15 protein-coding genes and 3 tRNA genes are annotated in these 12,435 nt (G+C 53.8%); 7 read left to right on the plus strand and 11 right to left on the minus strand.

Annotated elements, in window-relative coordinates:
• Nucleotides 1-21 precede the first annotated feature (21 nt).
• Nucleotides 22-336 (plus strand): hypothetical protein, encoded by a 315-nt coding sequence (locus PQU89_RS11865; RefSeq protein WP_272766021.1) that lies wholly within the window; start codon nt 22-24, stop codon nt 334-336.
• 114 nt (nt 337-450) lie between these two features.
• Here PQU89_RS11865 and PQU89_RS11870 read toward each other — a convergent pair whose 3' ends face one another.
• The 3 genes from PQU89_RS11870 to metC all read right to left on the minus strand — a co-directional run bounded on the left by PQU89_RS11870 (nt 451) and on the right by metC (nt 2,472).
• The gene (locus PQU89_RS11870; protein ID WP_272766022.1) at nt 451-783 is read right to left on the minus strand and encodes a DHCW motif cupin fold protein; all 333 of its coding nucleotides are present in this window, start codon (nt 781-783) and stop codon (nt 451-453) included.
• A 57-nt stretch (nt 784-840) separates the two neighbouring features.
• The gene (ridA, locus tag PQU89_RS11875) at nt 841-1,224 is read right to left on the minus strand and encodes a deaminase RidA (protein WP_272766023.1); all 384 of its coding nucleotides are present in this window, start codon (nt 1,222-1,224) and stop codon (nt 841-843) included.
• Between the two features lie 72 nt (nt 1,225-1,296).
• Nucleotides 1,297-2,472 carry a cystathionine beta-lyase gene (gene metC, locus PQU89_RS11880; RefSeq protein ID WP_272766024.1) on the minus strand — a complete coding sequence of 392 codons (1,176 nt, stop codon included), beginning with the start codon at nt 2,470-2,472 and terminating at the stop codon, nt 1,297-1,299.
• A 73-nt stretch (nt 2,473-2,545) separates the two neighbouring features.
• Between metC and PQU89_RS11885 the strand changes: the two genes are divergently transcribed.
• Nucleotides 2,546-3,508, plus strand: a complete 963-nt coding sequence (locus PQU89_RS11885; protein ID WP_272766025.1) for a LysR family transcriptional regulator — start codon at nt 2,546-2,548, stop codon at nt 3,506-3,508.
• A 195-nt stretch (nt 3,509-3,703) separates the two neighbouring features.
• On the opposite strand, the gene PQU89_RS11890 is transcribed toward PQU89_RS11885, so the two are convergent.
• The 4 genes from PQU89_RS11890 to PQU89_RS11905 all read right to left on the minus strand — a co-directional run bounded on the left by PQU89_RS11890 (nt 3,704) and on the right by PQU89_RS11905 (nt 7,863).
• A complete protein-coding gene (locus PQU89_RS11890; protein WP_272766026.1) occupies nt 3,704-4,897 on the minus strand; it encodes an aminotransferase-like domain-containing protein in 1,194 nt (397 codons plus the stop codon).
• Between the two features lie 493 nt (nt 4,898-5,390).
• Nucleotides 5,391-5,606: a tautomerase family protein gene (locus PQU89_RS11895; protein WP_272766027.1), complete on the minus strand. Its 216-nt coding sequence runs from the start codon at nt 5,604-5,606 to the stop codon at nt 5,391-5,393.
• Nucleotides 5,607-5,902: 296 nt separating this feature from the next.
• Complete coding sequence (locus tag PQU89_RS11900; protein WP_272766028.1) at nt 5,903-7,300, minus strand: DEAD/DEAH box helicase; 1,398 nt, start codon at nt 7,298-7,300, stop codon at nt 5,903-5,905.
• Nucleotides 7,300-7,863, minus strand: a complete 564-nt coding sequence (locus PQU89_RS11905; protein WP_272766029.1) for a VspR family transcription factor — start codon at nt 7,861-7,863, stop codon at nt 7,300-7,302. Before PQU89_RS11905 ends, PQU89_RS11900 begins: the two co-directional genes overlap by 1 nt.
• A 141-nt stretch (nt 7,864-8,004) precedes the next feature.
• Between PQU89_RS11905 and PQU89_RS11910 the strand changes: the two genes are divergently transcribed.
• From PQU89_RS11910 to PQU89_RS11925, 4 genes are all read left to right on the plus strand, one after another.
• Nucleotides 8,005-8,211 carry a helix-turn-helix domain-containing protein gene (locus PQU89_RS11910; protein ID WP_272766030.1) on the plus strand — a complete coding sequence of 69 codons (207 nt, stop codon included), beginning with the start codon at nt 8,005-8,007 and terminating at the stop codon, nt 8,209-8,211.
• 287 nt (nt 8,212-8,498) lie between these two features.
• The gene (locus tag PQU89_RS11915; protein WP_373322813.1) at nt 8,499-8,801 is read left to right on the plus strand and encodes a helix-turn-helix domain-containing protein; all 303 of its coding nucleotides are present in this window, start codon (nt 8,499-8,501) and stop codon (nt 8,799-8,801) included.
• Nucleotides 8,802-8,916: 115 nt separating this feature from the next.
• Nucleotides 8,917-9,738 (plus strand): endonuclease, encoded by an 822-nt coding sequence (locus PQU89_RS11920; protein WP_272766031.1) that lies wholly within the window; start codon nt 8,917-8,919, stop codon nt 9,736-9,738.
• Nucleotides 9,739-9,933: 195 nt separating this feature from the next.
• A complete protein-coding gene (locus tag PQU89_RS11925) occupies nt 9,934-10,338 on the plus strand; it encodes a thermonuclease family protein (protein WP_272766032.1) in 405 nt (134 codons plus the stop codon).
• 3 nt (nt 10,339-10,341) lie between these two features.
• Here PQU89_RS11925 and PQU89_RS11930 read toward each other — a convergent pair whose 3' ends face one another.
• A complete protein-coding gene (locus PQU89_RS11930) occupies nt 10,342-11,472 on the minus strand; it encodes a YbdK family carboxylate-amine ligase (RefSeq protein WP_272766033.1) in 1,131 nt (376 codons plus the stop codon).
• 84 nt (nt 11,473-11,556) lie between these two features.
• Between PQU89_RS11930 and PQU89_RS11935 the strand changes: the two genes are divergently transcribed.
• The gene (locus PQU89_RS11935) at nt 11,557-12,015 is read left to right on the plus strand and encodes a MarR family winged helix-turn-helix transcriptional regulator (RefSeq protein ID WP_272766034.1); all 459 of its coding nucleotides are present in this window, start codon (nt 11,557-11,559) and stop codon (nt 12,013-12,015) included.
• A gap of 111 nt (nt 12,016-12,126) precedes the next feature.
• Here PQU89_RS11935 and PQU89_RS11940 read toward each other — a convergent pair.
• The 3 genes from PQU89_RS11940 to PQU89_RS11950 form a co-directional block, all read right to left on the minus strand.
• Nucleotides 12,127-12,203: transfer RNA gene (locus tag PQU89_RS11940), tRNA-Asp, on the minus strand.
• 5 nt (nt 12,204-12,208) lie between these two features.
• Nucleotides 12,209-12,284, minus strand: a tRNA-Val gene (locus PQU89_RS11945).
• A gap of 32 nt (nt 12,285-12,316) precedes the next feature.
• Nucleotides 12,317-12,393, minus strand: a tRNA-Asp gene (locus tag PQU89_RS11950).
• Nucleotides 12,394-12,435 lie beyond the last annotated feature (42 nt).

Consider the following 12,435-nt stretch of genomic DNA (forward strand, 5'->3'; position numbering starts at 1 on the left):
GCACTGTGGGACATCGAACTGATGTGGCTGCTGGGGGCGCTCTCACCCGACGTCAAAACGATTGCCGACTATCTATGTGGTAATGACAAAATCATGCGCAATGTCTGCCGGCAGTTCTTCGTCTTGTGCCAGGCGTTGAATCCGCTCACACATGCTGTCGTCGCCATTGATGGCCACCCGAGATGGAAACGGCTGATCGCCAGCCAGCTAAAATCGCTGAAGCCAGATCAAAGTGTTACTAGCAGGATTATTTGCACAAAAAATAAGTGGCCATCTATTTTCGAGCGCAAATGGTACTCGACCCGCTGTCTGAAGGCAGACAACATTTGCAGCTAGATTGAGCCTGCATTCATACCGGTAGAGGTAGAATAGGAGGTGTCCGGAATAAATACCAGATCGCCCTCCCTGCCGTCCACCCATACTGTCAATCAGCTTTTGGGGCTCTTAGTCTCAGTCGACAATGAATAGTTTGGCTCCGCTCTTGGTAGATGCACGGTGCGCCGGGTCAGCAAAATCGGACACCAAGTAGCCCATACCAGGTTCGAGTTCGAAGTTGCGCCCGTCGCGCAGTTCAGTCTGTAGGTCACCTTCGATCAGGTAGATAATGTGACCGCGATCGCACCAATGGTCGGCGATATAGCCTGGAGAATACTCGACGACACGAATCCGGATGTCGCCCAGATTGACAGTGCGCCAAAGTGATGTGCCAACTTCGCCGGGATGCTCGGTGGTTTCGTGAGTGCGCCAGTCGATGACGCTGAAACGTTGCTCCGGTAGTTTCATAGAGGTTCCTTGGGATGATTAAGAGTGGACGAATTTGCCGTGAAGAGGAGATAGAGCTTATTCCAGTAACAGCACGGCTTCGGCTTCTACCTGCACACCTCTTGGAAGACTGAGCACTCCGATGGCGGCGCGTGCCGGAAATGGCTGACTCATGTACTGACCCATGACGTCATTGAAGATAGCGAAGTTGGATAGGTCAGTCAGGTAGGCGTTGAGCTTGACGATTTGGTCGAGCGAACCGCCGGCAGCTTCACACACAGCCTTCAGGTTCTTGAACACCTGGTGGGCCTCGGCGACGAAGCCACCATCCACCACGGTCATGGTGGTTGGATCGAGCGGGAGTTGCCCTGACAGATACACTGTATTGCCGGCCTTGACCGCCTGGGAGTAAGCGCCGATGGCAGCCGGAGCATTGTCAGTGTGGATGATTTGTTTTGCCATAGTAATTCTCCTTCTTTCAGATGCAGGGTTAACAGGTCGTTGAAAAAACTCGAGCCTTTCTTTTTGTCTCATTCATGCATAGTTGCGGAACCGCTGTATACCTTTCGCTAAGTCAGCAATGAGGTCATTGGGGTCTTCTAATCCAATATGCAATCGTATCAAGTGACCTGACTCATCCCAGCTGGTCGCACTCCGAATCGCTCTCGGATCTACTGTTATGGCAAGGCTCTCAAACCCGCCCCAAGAGTACCCAAGACCAAAAAATTCGAGATCATCTAGCATGGCTTTGATTGCCTCGAACGGAGCCGGTTTTGTAACAAACGAGAAGAGCCCCGAGGATCCTGAAAAATCACGTTTCCACAGAGAATGCTGAGGATGAGAAGAGAGCGCGGGATGAATCACCCTTGATACCTCATCATGCCCCTCCAACCACTGAGCGATCTCGATGGCACTTTCTTGGTGGCGAGCCAAGCGAACTTCCAGTGTGCGCAATCCACGAAGTGCCAGAGTGACATCATCAGGACCGACATGCATACCCAGTTGAAAGTGGAAGGCTTTTACTTTGTCCCAGGCGCGAGGGCCAGCAGCTACCGTACCGAGCAGCGCATCGGAATGGCCAACGACATATTTGGTACCGGCCATGACTGAAATGTCTGCGCCAGCAACTAGGGGCTTGAAGAGCAGCGGCGTCGCCCAAGTATTATCCGTAATGACTATTGCATCATGTTTGCGGGCTACTGCTGCAATCGCAGGAATATCTTGGATCTCAATGGTGTGCGAGCCAGGAGACTCTGTAAAAACCGCCCGTGTATTTGGTTTGAAAAGTGCCTGAATCCCAGCGCCAATGGTGGGGTCGTAGTAGGTTGTCTCAATACCCATCCTGCGGCCAGCTGTTTCACAAAAGTGACGTGTTGGCCCATACACACTATCTGGTACCAGTAGATGGTCACCGGCTCCTACTACCGAGAGAATGGCAGTAGTACAGGCAGACAAGCCGGATGGGGTCAAAACAGATCCGCACGCCATCTCCAAAGAGGTCAATGCTTCATTCAAGGCCTCGGTAGATGGATTGTTAAGACGACCATACTGATAGCGCTGATCACCACTTTGCATGGTATCAACATTGGGAAAGATCACAGTTGAGCCGCGATAGATCGGCGGATTTACAAAGCCATGGTGCTCTTCTGGGTGGCTCCCAACATGTGCCAGCAAGGTACCGACCCCACGGTTTTCGCATTCAATAGCCATATCTTCTCCCTAAGAAAGCTTCCTGGAAAACAAGTTGACAGCCCTATGCTATAGCTATTTAATGATGTAATTCGTGCATTTTCTTCACGGTGAATTGCATTCTATGCATCATTATTTGCGCCGCCTCGACCTTAACCTGCTTCTGGTTTTTGAAGCTCTTCTACGCTTACGTTCGGGAACTGCGGCTTCAGATGAGCTATCGATAAGTCCTTCTGCACTTAGTCATGCTCTTTCCCGACTGCGAGTGGCTCTGGCTGACGACTTGTTCGTTCGCGTCGGCAATACCATGCAGCCAACAGTCTTTGCAGAAAGTATGGCCGGTACCATATGCGGCGCCCTGGAGATGCTGTCACAAGGCCTGTCAGGAACAAAAGAATTTGACCCCAGGACTAGTGATCGGACGTTCTTTTTTGCAGCTACCGACTACACCGCGTTCACTGTTTTTCCCCGGTTTGTTGCGTATATGCAGAAAATGGCACCTGGACTTCGTTTTAAGGTGAGCTATTCAAGTGGACGAGAATCAACTGAAGACCTGATTGCAGGTAGAATTGATTTTTCACTGGGTTATGTTGAGGAGCTAGTTGAGCCACCATCTGGAATTGAGGGCTTCGAATTGTTACGTGATGACTATGTGGTAATTACTAACAGTAACCACCCTACGATTAGTCGTTCGCTCAGCCTGGAACAATATTTGTCGGCAAAGCATGCCGTCGTGACACCATGGAATGAGCCTGTCAGCGTTATAGGCAATGTACTGAATAAGCTTGGATTACAGAGGGATGAGGTGATTCAGTTGCCCTCACTCCTTGCCGCACCCTTTATCATTTCCCAAACTGATTTGGTCATGACTCTGCCGCATTGCGCAGCCAAAATTCTTCAGAACTCGGCTCCCATCGCCATCTATCCGGCACCATTCCCAGTACCACCTATCAACTTAGTAGCCTATTGGAATGAGAGACATAAAAATTCGAAAGCACATGCTTGGATGCGAGAGCAATTACTATTGATTGACTTTTCTTGTGGCAAGCCAATTTAACGCCAGAAGTGGTCTATTGGGCTGCCAGCACACCCGTACGCGGGCCTACAGAGCTAGAACGGGTGGTGGATACCGAAATTTTGTTTCATGGATGATTCCATTAATATGCTTTGGAGGCAGAAATGGTATTAGACTGTTGTGGAAAAGCACGATCAATTAATCGATTCAATACTTTTTCATCGGCTAATCGTACAGTTAGAATGAACCTGTTTTATACCCGATTGATAGTTGATCTCTGATCAACTGTCCAAGTACTGAGATACCTTGCTCAATACGCTCTGGCGGCACAGTGACAAATGCCAATCGCATTGTATTCCGATGGGGAGAGCTCGCATAAAAAGGAGCGCCAGGGACGAACGCAACACTATGTGCCACCGCCTTCTGTAGCAAATCTTCCGCATCCATGTCTTCAGGAAGTTCAAGCCAAATGAACATCCCACCTTCAGGTCGACTCCAGTGGATGCCGTCCGGCATATGGCGAGCAAGCGCTTCGAGCATTGCCTGACATTGCGCGCTGTATCGCTGACGAATAATAGGCAGATGGGAATCCAGCAAGCCCGATCTCAACGCTTCATAAGCGATACGCTGTGTAAAGCTCGGTGTATGAAGATCAGTAGCTTGCTTGGCTTGTACTAGCTTCAGGTGAATCGCTTCAGGTGCAATGATGTAGCCCAATCGCAGGCCAGGAGCGAGGATTTTCGAAAAGGACCCCAGGTAAATCACGTCATCTGGATTGAGTGAATGGAGTGAGGGCAGGTGATCACCGGAATAGCTCAATTCACCGTATGGATCATCTTCGACTAACAGTATGCCGAGCTCCTTCGCCTGGGCTACCAGCTCATGTCGCCGATTTAGTGGGATGCGTCGCCCCGTCGGATTCTGAAAGTTAGGGATGGTATAAATGAAGCGAGCCCCATCCGCCAACTCAGGAGTAAGCTCCTGCGGCAAGAGGCCAAAGTCATCACTCGGAATCGAACTATAGCTCGGCTCGTAAAGTGTGAACGCTTGCAGCGCACCCAGATATGTCGGCGTTTCCACCAGAATTTTGCTGCCTGGATCAATGAAGACTTTTCCGAGCAAATCAAGCCCCTGCTGTGAGCCAGTAGTCATCAGCACACGCGATGCGGTAGTGCCATGACGTTGAGCGATCCACTCCCGAAGCTCCATCTGTCCCTCGGTTGGCCCGTATTGCAATGATGCATGCGCATGATCTTGGAAGAGGCTCGCACATGCTGACTGTAATGCCTCTACAGGAAAGGTATAGGGAGCGGGCAATCCGCCTGCGAATGAAATCATGTCGGGGCGCTCGGTCAGCTTAAGAATTTCGCGGATGACCGAACTATTTAATCGGTTAGCACGTTGAGAAAATGTGTACGAATGGTTATCCATAGAGCCCTCTGTCTCGAAAAGTAATACATCCAGTCTACTTAGGAGAAGCAAGTGGACGGTTATTGGCTCTGCTTCACGATTACAGCGCAACACGTTAGGCTGCACATCAGCACTAGATATGTAACTTGATGTTCAAGCCCCTCCAAATCTTGCGAGGGCTTGAACTCAATGTGCTCTACCAGCGATCTGCCATCTGATTGACCAAACAATTTGCCGTGCGATCAGTGACTCAGCAACGTTAAGCTCCATGAGCAGGTGCTGGACTATTAACACTAGATCTACGGTTCCAGATGCGATGGTTTTTCCCGTAGCCTTGGGGGATCTGGTTCGATATGATCACGGGGATCAAAACGGCATTCTTCATATCCTTGATCGCCGACACCATAAGCACTACGAGGCACCGCGGCAACAATGGCCGCCCCTTGTCTCATGCCAACCAACTCTTATATTGGTAAGGAAGGGTAGAGCTAGCTGACTCCACCCGCCCAGATCATTACCCTTTCTGAATCTCAAACACCCGATCTGTTGTGAGCGTTTCCCCAGCTATTCCCCAGTCACCACTTTTCACCTCTTCAAAGATAACCCAGGTGACTTTCCTCATGTTCTCACCTTCGATAGAGACCATTGCATCAGTAACTTTTCTGATCGCTTCTGCTTTTTGATCTTTGTTGAAAACACCTTCAATACCTTTAATGATTACAAGGGGCATGGATAACTCCTTAATGGCTAAAATGGAGGGCGGTTTTAAGTTCGATGAGCTAAACGGCTCTAAGACAGCTTATTGGTATTTACAGGCATAGGTAGTGAAGTTTGTTCAGGCTCCAATGCATGCAGTGCAATTGACTTGCACTCTAGAGGCGTGAATCGCCCCTGCTTCTCTAGCGGCTACTTTGGAAGCTCTGGGCTGCCCCAGCTTTTGTTGGCATTCCTGCCCTGTGAGTGGACTGTCCCGGCTCCTATCGCATTTCTGTTCTATTACTGGTGGAGTCCGTGCGAATAGTCAGCCTACGAATGAAAAGGCGAGTCGAAGGTAGCGATGACGGCCTCACGAAATGCCCCCCAGCTATACCTGTTTTCCAATGCTGCTTTCCCATTTGTGGCAATGAGGGTCTCTGATGGAATGCTATCCAGATTGACTTGACTAAGTTCTACCTGTGGTTGGTTGGCAATGTCATCTTGCGCTGAATGATCGCCCATGAGGATGGCGAATGGGGTTACCTTTGGGGGTGACGCTTCCCGGACAACAACTTCAACCTCTGGTATATCTTCGGCAATTCGGTTTGCGTACTCCACTAGCTTTGGCTCCGCAAAGGTGTACAGCCAAGCCTCTTGATTGGTTGCTGCTGTCCGCCGTAGTACACGGCCGAGCACTTGGCGATAGTGGAGTTCCGTTTTGATGGGGCTGAGATAACAGCAGACCTGTAGTCGCGGTATGTCCGTCCCCTCGCTAATCATGCCGACACTGACGATCCAACCAGACGTTCCACTACGAAATTGTTGGATGGTCGTGGCGGAATCCGGGTGATGGTAGCTGACCACCGTGACCTGCTGGTCGTCAGCCCGCAATAGCTGCACGACCCTTTCCGCGTGCTTTACTGAGGCAGCAATGACGAGGCCGGCCGCGGCTGGGTTGCTATGCCGAATTTTCTCCAACCGAGTACAGGCTGAAGCCAACATGTAGCGTATGGCCTGCTCCTGTTGGATGAGGATGGAGTAGGCAGAACCCTCTTCTGCAAATAAGTCCCTTAGTGACGAGAACATGCGGATCTGGGCGTCAGGGCCTGTGATGGACACATGGTCGTTTTCAATCAGGCTGATCCTTGGCGTGCGACAAACGCCATCTCGAATTGCCTCCCGCAGGCCATATTGATAATCAACCTGAATACGTCCTTCCGGCCCCAGATAGCGCGACAAGACGATGGGGGCTTTATCCGATCGCCAGGGGGTTCCGGTCAAGGCGAGCGTAAATGCTGCCTTTTCCTGGATACGAAGTAGAATTTCTTCACCCCACGCATTCGCATTGTCTGGGGTTGTTCCTGAGCAATGGTGGATCTCGTCAAATATAACCAGGACGCGATGGTGATCCAGCATCGACCAAAACTCGGGTTTGAAGAACATCAGGCTCTGGTAGGTGTAGGAGCCACCAGCCGCTCCTAGCGCCCCGTCCAGACGACGAGCAAGCCGTTCTTCCATCGCAAGGCATAACCCCTCTGCCACGGTCACGGAAGGTGAGAAACACAAGACGAGGTCAATTTGTCGGCTGGCCATCATCCGGCGGGTCAACTCGGCTGCAAGAATGGATTTACCCGCCCCCGGGGTCGCCAGGCATAGGAAGTGTCGATGTTGGCTGTAGTGGCTTAGGGCCAAGTTGAGGCATTCGTCTTGCCAGCGACGCAGCTTCATCAGGTAGTTATGTGTGGCAGCTGTGCCAACACCGTGTCCAGCGCTTTGATTTTTCCCAGTAGTTTCGAGCTGCGCTCCCGAGCTTCATGGTATTGCGGCTCAAGTTGGGCTTTGAGTGCAGGAAAGTCACTGTAAAGCCGGATGTACTCTTCAGACTCGCCAATGCAGGTGAGCAGGTCAACCTGGTAGCTCCTTGCTAACGCGCTCAACTGTTCTTTCATCGCTTGCGAAGCACCGTCGTCCCCATCCTGAACAGTCGCATCGCTGATGTTACGTGCCCCACCCGTCGGCACCTTCCGGATTGCAAACTCGGTACAGAAAAACGCTTCTGTTTTCCCATAACGTACTGAACCGCCATTGGGCTTGGTTTTGGCAAGGATTCCCTTGCTGACCAGCCTTTCGACTTGGCGATATGCCGTTTTATAGGCCTTCATGCGACCTGTACTGACATTACTGATGGAGTGCACAAAGCAAGCATCGCGTAGTTCAAGGATGGTGAAGTGATTCATTGCCTTGTTAACCAATGCCTCGTAAAGCCTTTGGGATATTTTTAACTTACGCATGTGCAAACATCATTTTGTTAATGGGTGAATTGAAGAAGAGGGACGGTCTCAGCAAGATAGGTGAAAGAAATTTACGGATTATAATCCGTGGTTTTATGAGGGGCAACTGAGGATAGTTCTCGTCTTTAAGAGAGACGAGACATGACTGACATCGCTGTCCTGTTTGGGCTAAAGCTCAGAAGCCGGCGCAAGGAACTGAAGATTTCGCAAGATGATCTCGCCTTGCTGTCTGGCATCGACCGGAGCTATGTTGGGCGGATTGAGCGTGGCGAGGTCCGCGTTACCCTTGAGAAGGTGTACAAGCTTGCTCAAGTACTGCAGTGTGACGCACGAGAATTGCTGCCATAGCGGGTCTCTTGGCTAGCCGCGACTGGCGCCAGATTGGTAACACGAGCGGCTGATATTGGATGAATGGCACTCCGGTGAGGGGCCGCCCGCCAAAAAGCAACCATTAAAATATCTAGCAAACGGGCGGCAACTCACTCTCCGGCATTACCACACCATCTGCTCACTCTAGTTGCAGGGCGGTATTGTTATTACATCTGGATTTACGATGTAATCATTACTCGGCTAGAGCAAATCATGTCGGCAACTGGGTGACCGTGCCGTATTCAGATTGAGGAGATGTACCACGAGTGACAGCCGACCATTCCGACGTATTAGATCCCCGTGCCATTCGCTGGGCACTCGGTATGACTCAAGTCGAGTTCTGGACCGGCATTGGTGTTACCCAGTCCAGTGGCTCACGCTACGAGTCCGGCTGCGCGATGCCCAGACCGACTGGTGAGCTGCTCCGTCTTGTCTACATCGATGGAATCGATGTCTCCAGGCTGGCCAAGATGGACTTCGAGATCGCACAATTCATCAAGCAAGATCATCCTGATCTGTACCACACCTTGCAGAGCGGGCTAAGAAGCAAGTCAGCCAAGGCATCCTGAGCAGACCAGACATCACCCCTTGGCAAGGCTTCCTCCTGGTCACCATATGGCAAAGACCTTGTCTGTCCGGCGTAATACAGCTAGGGTGCGCGCTTTGTTCCAAACGGTATTTGCCATGCGCGCCATCCTTGCCATCACGATGCTCACCCTGTCATTGAGTGGTTGCCTCGACAACAACGAGCTAGCCACCAAAACTGCCAAGGTGATCGGACAAATCGCGACCAGCCTTGACCAGGCCTCCCAACAAGAGAACCAGCAAAGTGAGCCTGTCACACTGGTCAGTGGCAAGGGAGACGTTGGCCACCGGGACTTCAGTGCAGCCAAGAAAGTGTTACCCCGGGTCTTTGCCGGCATGGAAGTCGACTTCTACTGCGGCTGTGCCTATAGCGGCAAAACAGTCGACCTGGACAGCTGTGGTTATGTCTCGCGCAAGAATGCAACACGCGCCGGTCGCATCGAATGGGAGCATGTGGTCCCGGCATCGCACCTCGGCTCACAACGACAGTGTTGGCAGAATGGCGGCCGAAAGAACTGCACGGCGACCGACAAGCTGTTTGCGCAAATGGAGGGGGATCTGACCAACCTGGTGCCGGCAGTTGGCGAAGTCAATGGCGACCGTGGCAATCTCTCATACGGCGCCTGGACGCGAAACCCAACCCCGGTTTACGGGCAGTGTCAAAGCCTGCCTGACTTCAAACTCAAACGCTTCCAGCCACGCGAAGAAGTGCGTGGCCGTGCGGCTCGGATCAGTCTCTATATGCACCAGCGCTACAATCTGAAAATGAGCAATCAGGACAAACAGCTGTGGTGTGCATGGGCGAAGAGCTATCCAGTCGACGACTGGGAACTGCGCCGTGACGAACGTATCATCAAGCTACAGGGTGAAGGTAACGCGCTGGTTAATGACCCCGGCAAGCTTGTGGAGCTATGTGGTTAAAGTCGATGGGTTCTCGGTCATCGACTAGGGCTTGTTAACACCGATTGTGTCCAGGCAACACCCGCTCCCGAGTAGATCCCCCGACGGGACTTGGCCGGTATCAGCGGTATACTGACACCTACCTGAATCTACTCGTCCAGAAAATGGACAGAATGGGTTGTATCTGTCCATCAATCTGCGCAATTTAATAGACAGATGAAAAATTGCTATCTCGTTGATTTTTCGGAAAAATCACGCAGTCCATTTAGAACGAACTTGGGTGTGGCTCTTGAGAAGGCGCAACCGTTCGGGACCAAGGCCAAGCAGGTGCTGTCCGACAAGCTGTACCGCCGGCAGGTGCGGGTCGAGGTGCTGGAGCAGGATCGTTATGGCCGCAACGTTGGCCGCATCTGGCTAGGCGACGAGGATGTCAATCTCGGCCAGTTGCGCGCCGGTTATGCCTGGCACTACCAGCAGTACGCGCGCAAGGGGCAGTCGGCGCAGGAGTTCAGTCTCTACGAGCAAACGCAGCAGACCGCGCAGCAGCAGCGCCAAGGCTTGTGGCACGATGCTGCGCCGGTGCCGCCGTGGGATTTCCGGCGTCAGCAGCGTGCCCAGTAGTATTCAGCCGGCCGGCGGTTGCCACAGGTTGGCCGCCTCGTGCACGAGCTGGGGGCAGCTGAGGCCGTTGTTGGCGTGCTCGCGCAGCAGGCTGTAGTCGCCGTGGCGGTGGTGAGCGCGCAGTGCCAGTTGCTCCAGGCAATCCCGCGCGTGCGGATCGGCGGCATAGGGCTGCAGTTGTTGCAGCAGGTCGAGGATGGCCTGGTTGAGTGGGATGCGCTTGCCGCTGCGCACGTCGTGGATGTCGGCGGACAGGCCGAAGCGGGCAGCCTGGAAGCGGTTGAAATCGTAGACGCAGTACAGCGCGGCACGGCCGGGTTGCGGTGGTCGTTCCGTCAGCAGGTAGCGCGCCAGCGTCTGTACCAGCGCCGCCAGTGCCACGCTGTGCGGGATGTCCAGCGGGGTATCGAAAATGCGTACCTCGACGGTGCCGTACTCTGGCTTGGGGCGGATGTCCCAGTACAGGTCTTTCAGGCTGCCGATGATGCCGGCGTGTTCCAGTTCCGCCGCGTGGCCCTGAAACTCCTGCCAGGTGCGCACGAATTGCGGCAGGTGGCCGCTGCTGGGAAAGGCGCTGACCACATTGCTGCGCGCCGAGGCAAAGCCGCTGTCTTCGCCCTGGATGTAGGGCGACGAGGCGGACAGCGCCAGCAGGTGCGGGATGTAGTAGCTCAGCGCATGGGTCAGCCAGATCGCGGTATCGCCATCTGGGCAGCCGACGTGTACGTGTTGGCCGAAAATGGTGAATTGCCGCGCCAGATAGCCGTAGTGTTCGGCGAAATGCTGGTAGCGTGGAAAGTCGGAAATCTGGCGCTCGCGCCAGTCCTGGAACGGGTGGGTGCCGCCGCCGCAGGGGCGGATACCCAGCGGGGCGGCCGCGGCGCACAATTGCGCGCCCAGCTGCAGCATTTCGGCTTCCAGCGTGGCGCTGCCGTTATGGATGCCGCTATTGAGTTCCAGCATCGAGCAGGTGACTTCCTGTTTGAAGTGCCTGGCCGTTGTACTTTGGTGTAGCGTATGTAATATTTCGTCGGCGCGTGGTGCAAGGTCGAGCGTTTGTTTGTCGACCAACTGGATTTCCAGTTCCATGCCCAGTGTGGCGGCAGTGCTGGGTTGGTATTCTGTGCTCAGCATGCGGTTCTCCTTCACTTATTTTATTTTGCACAAAAACAAATGTCCTGTTCCAGTGAGCCATCAGTGGCCGACAAAGTTCCCGTGATGGCGTTGGATGTCCTGCAGCGCTTTCGTGTCGTTTTCCGCTCCGCACAGCAGCACTCCGCCAATATCGAGGCGCAGCTGGGGGTGTCTGGGGCGCAGGCCTGGGTGCTGGCTGAATTGCACGAGGCAGGGCCGTTGCGTGCCGGAGAGTTGGCCGCACGGCTGGCGATCAAGCCGGCCACGCTCAGCAATATGCTGGGCCGGCTGGTTGCCGCCGGGTTGGTGACGCGGGTGCGCAGCGAGCAGGATTTGCGCGTGGTGCAGGTGGCGTTGAGCGAGCAGGGGGCGGAGCTGATCGGCAAGGTGGCGGTGGCGCCGCGCGGCTGGTTGCCGGAAGCGCTGGCGCGGCTCAGTGGTGGCCAGTTGCGGCAGTTGGCAGACGGGCTGGATGACCTGCTGGCGGCGATGGGTGTGTCGGACCGGCAGGCGGCGAGCAAACCGTTGCCGTTTACCGAATAAGGTATGTCCCCCGCGCCATGTTGGTGCGGGGTGATACCGGGCAGGTGATGCTCTGTTGAAGGCAGAAAAGCAAAAACCCATTCATGCGTGCATGAATGGGTTTTGTCTGGTTGGCGGAGCGGACGGGACTCGAACCCGCGACCCCCGGCGTGACAGGCCGGTATTCTAACCAACTGAACTACCGCTCCAACCTTGGTGGGCGTTGACGGAGTCGAACCGCCGACATTCTGCTTGTAAGGCAGACGCTCTACCAACTGAGCTAAACGCCCGAAACTTGTTTCGGTAAACCTAAATTGTATGTTGGCGGAGCGGACGGGACTCGAACCCGCGACCCCCGGCGTGACAGGCCGGTATTCTAACCAACTGAACTACCGCTCCAACCTTGGTGGGCGTTGACGGAGTCGAACCGCCGACATTCTG

It is taken from the genome of Vogesella indigofera (assembly GCF_028548395.1).
Lineage (GTDB): Bacteria > Pseudomonadota > Gammaproteobacteria > Burkholderiales > Chromobacteriaceae > Vogesella > Vogesella indigofera_A.